Here is a 6934-nt window from a genome sequence, read left to right as displayed (position 1 = left end):
GCCGGCCCTCGGTGATGACCCCTGACAAGCTCAAGGTCGCTCGTCAGCTCGTCGATGAGGGCTCCAGCATCGCCGCGGCCGCCCGCACCATCGGCGTCAGCCGTCCTGTGCTCTCCAGAGCCCTCTAAGGGAGCCCTGACCCGCAGCAGCGCCAACACCGCAGGTGACGGGCTGTCAACTGGCGGGTACTCTTGTTGGTATGCCGCCCCATCGAGGTGGGGTCAGGAAGTGAGCCCCAGGAGTTCCTGCCTTTCGCAGGGCCTGGGGCTTCGCGCATTTCCTGGTCAGGCCTCGAGCTGAACGACGGTGACCCGTGCCGCGGCTTGGAGAGCGGCGAGATGATCAGGGTTGCCGGTGCGGTCGGCTGTCACGGCGCCGCACAGCACATCTGCAGCCCACAGGGCTGGCTCTCGCGGGCCGGCGAGGTGTTCCATGCGCAGAGAGGCGCTGAGTCGCTTCTGGGCCCGGAGATGGCCGAGCATGTCGCGATCGCGCCTGTCGTCGGCAGGACCGCGGGATTCGAAGATCGCGGTCTGAACCTCGAGGCTCACGAGCTCGCTTAGCATCCGCTCGAGGCATAGCCGGCGCTGCCGTTCTGGGCGCTCGCCGGGCAGGCCGGCCCGGACGACCACCATGTGAGTGATCGGGAGATCTGCGAGCGCGGTGATGATCTGCTCTTGGCGTTTCTCGACCGCGTCGCGCCAATGCAGCTTCGGCTCGCTCTTCAACTTCAAGCCGCGCATCGCGTCGCGCACCTCGTCGACGTCGTGCCCAGGCGCACAAACGCCGGCGCCGAGCATGTAGGTGTCGGGATCATCTCTCCGGTCTGACTGCGACTCGTCGAGGAACGCCAACAGACCCTCAGGCGGGAGCGAAGACAGGGCCGGCACGAGCGCTCATGATGCCAGCCAGCTCCGACAAACTTCAGCAGCTGGGCAGTGCGTCGAAAGAGCGCCGAGGAGCGAGTAGGGCCGAAAGTGCATGAGGTGCGTGGGTTGGTGATCCCGCGCAATTTCGGGCTTCCCCTGGCAGAATCGATCGCCTACGAAACATCGACTTCTTGGGGGTACGACGCATGTCTAAGGTGGAACTGTTCGAGCTCCGCGGGTCTCGTGCCCGCCCGGTGAAGATCAAGAGCTTCGACAACATGGCTGCCGACCCGCGCGACGCCGACGAGTGCCGCGATCTCCTGCGACGCCTGGCCAAGCAGCACAGCATCGATCCCTACAGTGCCGAGCTCTTCGTCTGGGAAGGTCGGAAGAAGGAGTACTTCCGACTTTGAAATTCGGATCTTGTCGTACGGCGTGAGGTGTAGGAAACCTGGCAAACCCCTCGCTATTGTTCTATGCACTAGAGCAATAGCGAGGGGTTTGTGCGTGCCGAAGATCAACCGAGAGTCACCATCGCAGCAGATCGCTAGTCGTCTCCGGCGCGCCATCGCCGCAGGCGAACTGAAGGCCGGCGACAAGGCCCCAACTACGCGTGAGCTGATGGCCGACTACGGCGTTGCTGCTGCAACGGCTCACCGGGTGCTCAAGACCCTGCAGGCCGAGGGTTATCTGGTCGCGCGGCCGGGGCGTTCCGGCGGGAGCTTCGTCACCAGTGAGCAGGAGCGGTCTCGAATCGCGGCCCAGCAGACAGAAGCCCTCCGTGCCGACCATGTCCCTCTCGGCGACCAGGCCAAGGTCATCGAGGCGGGTACGGCGGATGCCTCCGAGGAGATAGCAGCTGAGCTTGGAGTGAAGGTGGGCGATCCAGTGATCTACCGCCGCCGCATACATCTCGATGCTGAGGGCGATCCGGTGGCCCGGTCGACCAGCTGGCTTCCAGGGGACTTGGCCGAGAGCGTCCCTCAGTTGTTGACCAGCGAGAGCATCATCGGTGACACATCCTCGCTCGTAAACGCCTCGGGCGGTGAGGAGAAGCAACAGGCGGTGGCTGCGTCGGTAAGTGTTGCCGAGGCTCTCCAGCTCGAGGAAGGGGCGCCAGTGATCGTCGGCCGCACGTGGTTTCAGGACGACGCCGGCCGCGTGCTCGAGTACAGAGAGATCTACTCGGTTGGCTGGCTGGAAGCCCGCTGGGGCTCAGCCGCACGGAAGTGACGCAAGATGTCAGTGCGAGGGGTAGGGACCACGAGATCCCACGTCTACCAGATCCGGGATGGCAGGCGAGGACATGGCGGAGACTAGGCGTAACGACAAACTGATCCGGCTCCGCAAGAGCTGCCGGATGACACAGCAGGAGCTCGCAGACGAGCTGGGGCGCCGCGAAGGCGGCGGAACGATCCCAGCTGACTACGTCTCCAAGCTCGAGCGCGGCGTCATCACCTGGCCGAGCACGCCTCGGCGTCGCGAGATCCTGCGCCAGATATTCGGCGTACGGGACGACGCCGAGCTTGGGTTCTACAACGCACGTGTTGCTGATGGTGTCGCACTGCCGGCCGCGGCGATCTCCGCCGAGATTCCGGCCGCTCAAGAGGCTGACGTGGCCCGCAGGGCCGCGCTGGGCGCGCTCGGGCTCGACGGCCTGCTCACTGTTCCAGAACCTAGGCCGCGAGCCATCTGGGCCGGCGACGTCGATGACCTCGAGGCGTTCGTCGACACCATCGACCATCAGGACCACATCCGCGGCGGCTCTTACGGCCGGGCCGCGATATCGGCACAGGTGCGACTCGGCATGGAGACGCTCAAGGATGCAGATTTCGCGACTCCTGCGGTCCGCCGGCAATGGCAGGTCGCCCTGTCTCGGGCCGCACGGCTCGCGGGCTGGAGCTCCTTCGACGCGGGTCACCACGACTTCGCGTTCCGACACTTTGCGGTGGCAGCGCAGCTTGCGACCGAAGCAGGTGACGACGCCCAGCGAGCCAACGTCGTAGTGGGCATGGTCCGCCAGGCGCTCTACCGCAACCGCATTCGCGACGCTGCGACCTACGGAGAGCTCCTCGAGCTCACTGGCCGAGTCTCGGCCACCACAAGAGCCATGATGTGCGTCGTCCGGGCCCGCGTGTACGCAGCCCAGGGCCGCGCCAACGACGCGATGCGAGCCATCGAAGAAGCTCACGTGTGGCACGCGCAGCGGCGACCAGAGGATGATCCGCCGCCGCTGTGGTTCTACGACGAGGCGCAGCTGCTAGGCGACAGCGGACACGCGATCGCGGCGCTCGCCATGACCTACGAGAAATTCGCCGGCGAAGCCGAGCAGCGACTGAGCCAAGCCATCGCCTCGCACGCTGACAGCGACGTCCGAGGCCGGATGCTCTCCACCGGCACTCTCCTGCGCTTGCGCCTGCGTTGGAACCCTGAGGACGCCGTCATTCAGATCGCTGCTGCAGTGAACGACCTGGCATCGGTCCGAAGTGCTCGCACGCATAACGACCTGCGGGCCCTCGGTGACGAGCTCGTGCAACTGCCCGATGTGCGTGGCGCCGTACTCCTGGGCGAGGAGATCACAAGCCGTGACGAGTTGCTCCCGCCACCGCAAGAAGCCTGAGGAGCTCTGGCCGGGGAGTTACCGCCGCGACCAGCGACGCGGCATGTCGTCGTCGAGCAAGCATTCGACGCGGTGCTCGACCTGGGCCGCGACTGCTGGATCCGTTGCGAGCTGGGCCATCCAAGAAGTCATACGCAGCTCGCGAATGCGCCGGAGCGTGGGGAAGCTCGGCGAAGTGGTCACGTCATACCCATAGACCGAGACGAACTCTGTGTACGTCGCGGGATCGATCCATCCCAGCGACTTTGCATAGGTCCCCATCATCGCCAGATCCCATTCGCGGGGACCTAGGCAGGCGTCTTCAAGGTCGACGAGGGCCAGCCGCCCATCACCCCCACGAAGAAGGTTGCTGGTGTGCGCGTCGCCGTGGATCGGACCTCGCGGCAGATCGAAGGACGTCGTCTCCCAAGCCTCAGACAGCTCCGCGAAGACAGACCGGAGGGAGGCGCGCTGCTTCTCAGGGATCGGTGCTGACTCGATCCGCACGCTGGTGCGCTCAAACGGGTCCAGCTCGAGGAGCTTTACAGACTCCGGGACCTCGTCCGCGCTGATGGCGTGCAGCGCCCGCAGAGTCCGCGCTAGATCCGAGACCGTCGCGTCTGTCAGGTCTGAGATCTCCTCCCAGAACGTCACGGGATGGCCGTCAACGATGACTGGCTGCTCGATGTCGAGGGGCCTGGCGACAGGAACGTCTGTACGGGCGAGCCACCGTCCAATGGCTACCTCGCGCTCCGCCGTGCTCGCGGCCGCCGGCGATCGACCGACACGTGCGACCAAATTTCCCCCGGTCGAAAACACGCCGTTCTCGCCTAGTCGGATCAGCCGAGGAGCAGGGAGAGGGACACCAGCTTTGTGTGCAGCCGCGGAGAGCAGCAGCTCGGCATCGTCAGTTGTAAACGGACCAGGGGAAGTAGCAGTCACCTACTGACCGTAACGAGGTCAGGCACTAGCGGACAGCCTCTGGACGCAACCATGCGACAAACCATGCGACCAACCAGGCGGGTCGGCATGCGTTCTATCGGGCGGCGTTTCTCGCGACGGTTTAGCCATGAAGAACAGGGATCGGAACAGGCCAGAAGCCCCCAGCGGCACAACTTCTTCGGCTGAACCGCTTCCCTCAGGTGAGTAAATGCTCTAGCGTCTGAACTAGAGCATTTAAGGAAGCCTGCTTAGCCAGGCCCGAGGAGGAGGAAACGTCATGGAGTGGACACTCACGCAGCCCACATCGCCCGCAGTTCTGCGCGTGCGTCTCGCGGCTGCTCCCGGCCGGTACACGATCTTCATCGCTGACCCCGCCGGCACTGAGATGGTGATCGCGCAGGCCATCGCGTTTGGCTCGTTCTGGAGGGTGCGTGCCCTGGTGTCGCACCACGTCGAGGCTGCAACCACCGCAAAGGGCGCCTGCCAGGCTCTCCTGGCCGACGTTCACGAGCTCTTCCCCGGCGCCCGTCTCACGCCGGCCCTCACGAAGGCGGCCGCGTGATGACCGGCCGCGACAACGACTACCTGTGGCTGATGGATGCCGACGAGCTGCACCGCACCGAGGTCCGCATCGGTGACGAGGGCTTCTGTGGCTTTGGCGACCAGGACCCGGAGGGCTGGTTCCCCGAGGTCGAGTGGCCGAACCACCCCGACGTCCAGCAGCAGAGCCTGAACGCGGCTGCGAAGCAGTGCAGCTCTGACCTCTTCGGCGTCTGCCCGGTGCGCGAGGCGTGCGCCCTGGCAGCCCTGAACCGCGGAGAGCAGTACGGCATCTGGGGCGGCCTGCCCGGCTGGGCGCTGCACAAGATCCGCCGCGCCCGCGGCTCGAAGGTCCGTGAGGTCCTGGTCGAGCTCGGCGCTGAGTGGCTGCTGCCGGCGATGACGCGTAAGGCCGGGCACCGCGCCGCGGCCTCCATGCCTGGAAAGAACGCAACCCGGACCACCAGCTCCTCCGAGCTGGCGGCCTGAACACGAAGGAGTAGGAAGGATGAACGCAGCAAGTGCCGGCGTGAGCTGGCTTGTGATGATCGCAATGGGCGCAGGCTTCTTGTGGGGGATGACCCGAACGAAGCTGCCCTTGGCCGACGCGATTCTGGTCAGGTTCGCCGCCGCGAGCTTCGTCGGATCCGGCGTGATCGGAGCGACGGGCGTGCTCGGCGACTGGGCGAACGCAGCCATCGGGTGGCTGACCAGCTTTATCGACGGACTCACCGTGGAGTACCTCGGATCCGCGGTCGTGTGGATCGTGGTGATGGGCATCGGCTGCCTGTGGGTGTGCGCCATGATCCCCGACAAGTGGTTCAAGTACGACGCTCCGGACTGGCTGCTGTTCTCTGGCCCGGTCCTCCCAGCTCTGCTCGTCGCTGTCCCGGGTCGCCTCGGTGACGGGCTGACGACGGTGATCACGGCAATCGGCGAGGGCATGGTCAGCCTGATCGCCTTCTGGATCTGACATGGCTACCGCGACGAAGCGCCGCCATCTGTGGCGCGAAACCGTGGTCGAGACGTTCCGTCTGGCCGATGAGGCCTGGTGGGCCGAAGCCGAGACGGTGGCCATCGGTTACCCGACCGAGCTCCGCGAGTTCGCCGAGCTTCACCCGCGACCGACCCTCAAGGAGGCGATGCTGGCGCTCGCCGGCCGCGCCCACGAGGTCTACACCAACGCTGAGAGCGAGGCCGCGTGATGGCTGCCAATCGTGAGCTCACCGAAGACGAGGTCGCCCTGCTGCAGGACTTCCGCCGGCACCAGACCCACGCCGGCGACAGCCTCTACGGCCGCTGCGTGATCTGCGGGATGCACTGGGGCGCTCAGGCTCGAGGCCAGGCGCTGCTCGACGAGCTGAAGGAGGCAGTCTGATGTGGATCTCAACGCTGATTGTCTGCGCCTTCGCTACCTGGCTGGTCGTCTCCCCGGACAAGCACTCACTGACCGCATCCCGCGGCCTGTGGGGCGCTGCCCGAGGCTGGGCGAACCCCGAGTACGCCGACACCAAGACCGCCAAAGCCACCAAGGCCAAGGCGGGTAAGAGCAAGGCCAGCAAGGCTAAGGCCGGCCGGTCGGGAGCAGCTCAGGGCTCCCGGTGGGGCGGCATGTTGGCCGGCTGGAACGCCGGCGTCACCGTCGCGCGTCAGCGCCGCACTGAGGGCAAGGATCTGTGGTCGATCGGATCGCGATTCGCTGGTCGCACCTGGGGCGGCGGCGAGAGCCTCGTCGTGGGCGCCCGTCGGCTGCGGGCTGACCTGGGCGCCTGGTACCGCGGCCGGCAGTACGCCGCTGACGGCCCGGTCGTTCAGGGAACGGTCATCGATGACGAGCCCGAGACCACCACCCACACCGAACGCGATCCTGCCTCTGAGGGCGGGGAAGCGCACGACGGTGTCCGCCACATGAGTCCGCGCGACAGCGACCGCTACGACCTCGGGGTTGTGCACGACATCGACTTCTATGGCTACGACCGGGAGC

The 6934-nt window shown here is 66.0% G+C and carries 11 protein-coding genes; 9 read left to right on the top strand and 2 right to left on the bottom strand.

The annotated features are described in order from the left end of the window. Window positions 1–284: 284 nt before the first annotated feature. Window positions 285–854: a hypothetical protein gene (locus ACFV9G_RS29425; RefSeq protein ID WP_378732954.1), complete on the bottom strand. Its 570-nt coding sequence runs from the start codon at window positions 852–854 to the stop codon at window positions 285–287. Between the two features lie 221 nt (window positions 855–1075). Here ACFV9G_RS29425 and ACFV9G_RS29420 point away from each other — a divergent pair, with 221 nt between their 5' ends. From ACFV9G_RS29420 to ACFV9G_RS29410, 3 genes are all read left to right on the top strand, one after another. Further along, window positions 1076–1282, top strand: coding sequence for a hypothetical protein (locus ACFV9G_RS29420; RefSeq protein WP_378732952.1), 207 nt, complete (start codon window positions 1076–1078; stop codon window positions 1280–1282). Between the two features lie 94 nt (window positions 1283–1376). Continuing rightward, a complete protein-coding gene (locus tag ACFV9G_RS29415) occupies window positions 1377–2102 on the top strand; it encodes a GntR family transcriptional regulator (protein WP_378732950.1) in 726 nt (241 codons plus the stop codon). Between the two features lie 58 nt (window positions 2103–2160). After that, window positions 2161–3489, top strand: coding sequence for a hypothetical protein (locus ACFV9G_RS29410; RefSeq protein ID WP_378732948.1), 1329 nt, complete (start codon window positions 2161–2163; stop codon window positions 3487–3489). An 18-nt stretch (window positions 3490–3507) separates the two neighbouring features. Here the strand turns inward: ACFV9G_RS29410 and ACFV9G_RS29405 are convergent, their stop codons facing one another. After that, entirely contained in the window at window positions 3508–4287 is a 780-nt protein-coding gene (locus ACFV9G_RS29405) for a phosphotransferase enzyme family protein (protein WP_378732946.1), read from the bottom strand. A gap of 400 nt (window positions 4288–4687) precedes the next feature. Between ACFV9G_RS29405 and ACFV9G_RS29400 the strand changes: the two genes are divergently transcribed. The 6 genes from ACFV9G_RS29400 to ACFV9G_RS29375 form a co-directional block, all read left to right on the top strand. Continuing rightward, window positions 4688–4972: a hypothetical protein gene (locus ACFV9G_RS29400; protein ID WP_378732944.1), complete on the top strand. Its 285-nt coding sequence runs from the start codon at window positions 4688–4690 to the stop codon at window positions 4970–4972. Beyond that, window positions 4972–5439: a WhiB family transcriptional regulator gene (locus tag ACFV9G_RS29395; protein ID WP_378732942.1), complete on the top strand. Its 468-nt coding sequence runs from the start codon at window positions 4972–4974 to the stop codon at window positions 5437–5439. Before ACFV9G_RS29400 ends, ACFV9G_RS29395 begins: the two co-directional genes overlap by 1 nt. Before the next feature lie 88 nt (window positions 5440–5527). Continuing rightward, the gene (locus tag ACFV9G_RS29390; RefSeq protein ID WP_378732940.1) at window positions 5528–5923 is read left to right on the top strand and encodes a hypothetical protein; all 396 of its coding nucleotides are present in this window, start codon (window positions 5528–5530) and stop codon (window positions 5921–5923) included. A 1-nt stretch (window position 5924) separates the two neighbouring features. Further along, window positions 5925–6155: a hypothetical protein gene (locus ACFV9G_RS29385; RefSeq protein ID WP_377898068.1), complete on the top strand. Its 231-nt coding sequence runs from the start codon at window positions 5925–5927 to the stop codon at window positions 6153–6155. Beyond that, on the top strand, window positions 6155–6328 hold the full coding sequence (locus ACFV9G_RS29380; protein WP_377898066.1) for a hypothetical protein: 174 nt from the start codon (window positions 6155–6157) through the stop codon (window positions 6326–6328). Before ACFV9G_RS29385 ends, ACFV9G_RS29380 begins: the two co-directional genes overlap by 1 nt. Next, a partial coding sequence (locus ACFV9G_RS29375) for a hypothetical protein (protein ID WP_378732938.1) occupies window positions 6328–6934 on the top strand: 607 nt, incomplete at its 3' end. The genes ACFV9G_RS29380 and ACFV9G_RS29375, both read left to right, overlap by 1 nt.

It is taken from the genome of Nocardioides sp. NPDC059952, from assembly GCF_042730435.1.
GTDB lineage: Bacteria > Actinomycetota > Actinomycetes > Propionibacteriales > Nocardioidaceae > Nocardioides.
Note: the sequence above shows the minus strand (reverse complement) of the source record. Positions and strands in the feature narration are given on the sequence as shown.

Coding starts and splice junctions, on each gene's coding strand:
- ACFV9G_RS29380 (WP_377898066.1), top strand. CDS start 6,155: ATGGCTGCCAATCGTGAGCTCACCGAAGACGAGGTCGCCCTGCTGCAG.
- ACFV9G_RS29395 (WP_378732942.1), top strand. CDS start 4,972: ATGACCGGCCGCGACAACGACTACCTGTGGCTGATGGATGCCGACGAG.
- ACFV9G_RS29385 (WP_377898068.1), top strand. CDS start 5,925: ATGGCTACCGCGACGAAGCGCCGCCATCTGTGGCGCGAAACCGTGGTC.
- ACFV9G_RS29420 (WP_378732952.1), top strand. CDS start 1,076: ATGTCTAAGGTGGAACTGTTCGAGCTCCGCGGGTCTCGTGCCCGCCCG.
- ACFV9G_RS29390 (WP_378732940.1), top strand. CDS start 5,528: ATGACCCGAACGAAGCTGCCCTTGGCCGACGCGATTCTGGTCAGGTTC.
- ACFV9G_RS29400 (WP_378732944.1), top strand. CDS start 4,688: ATGGAGTGGACACTCACGCAGCCCACATCGCCCGCAGTTCTGCGCGTG.
- ACFV9G_RS29410 (WP_378732948.1), top strand. CDS start 2,161: ATGGCAGGCGAGGACATGGCGGAGACTAGGCGTAACGACAAACTGATC.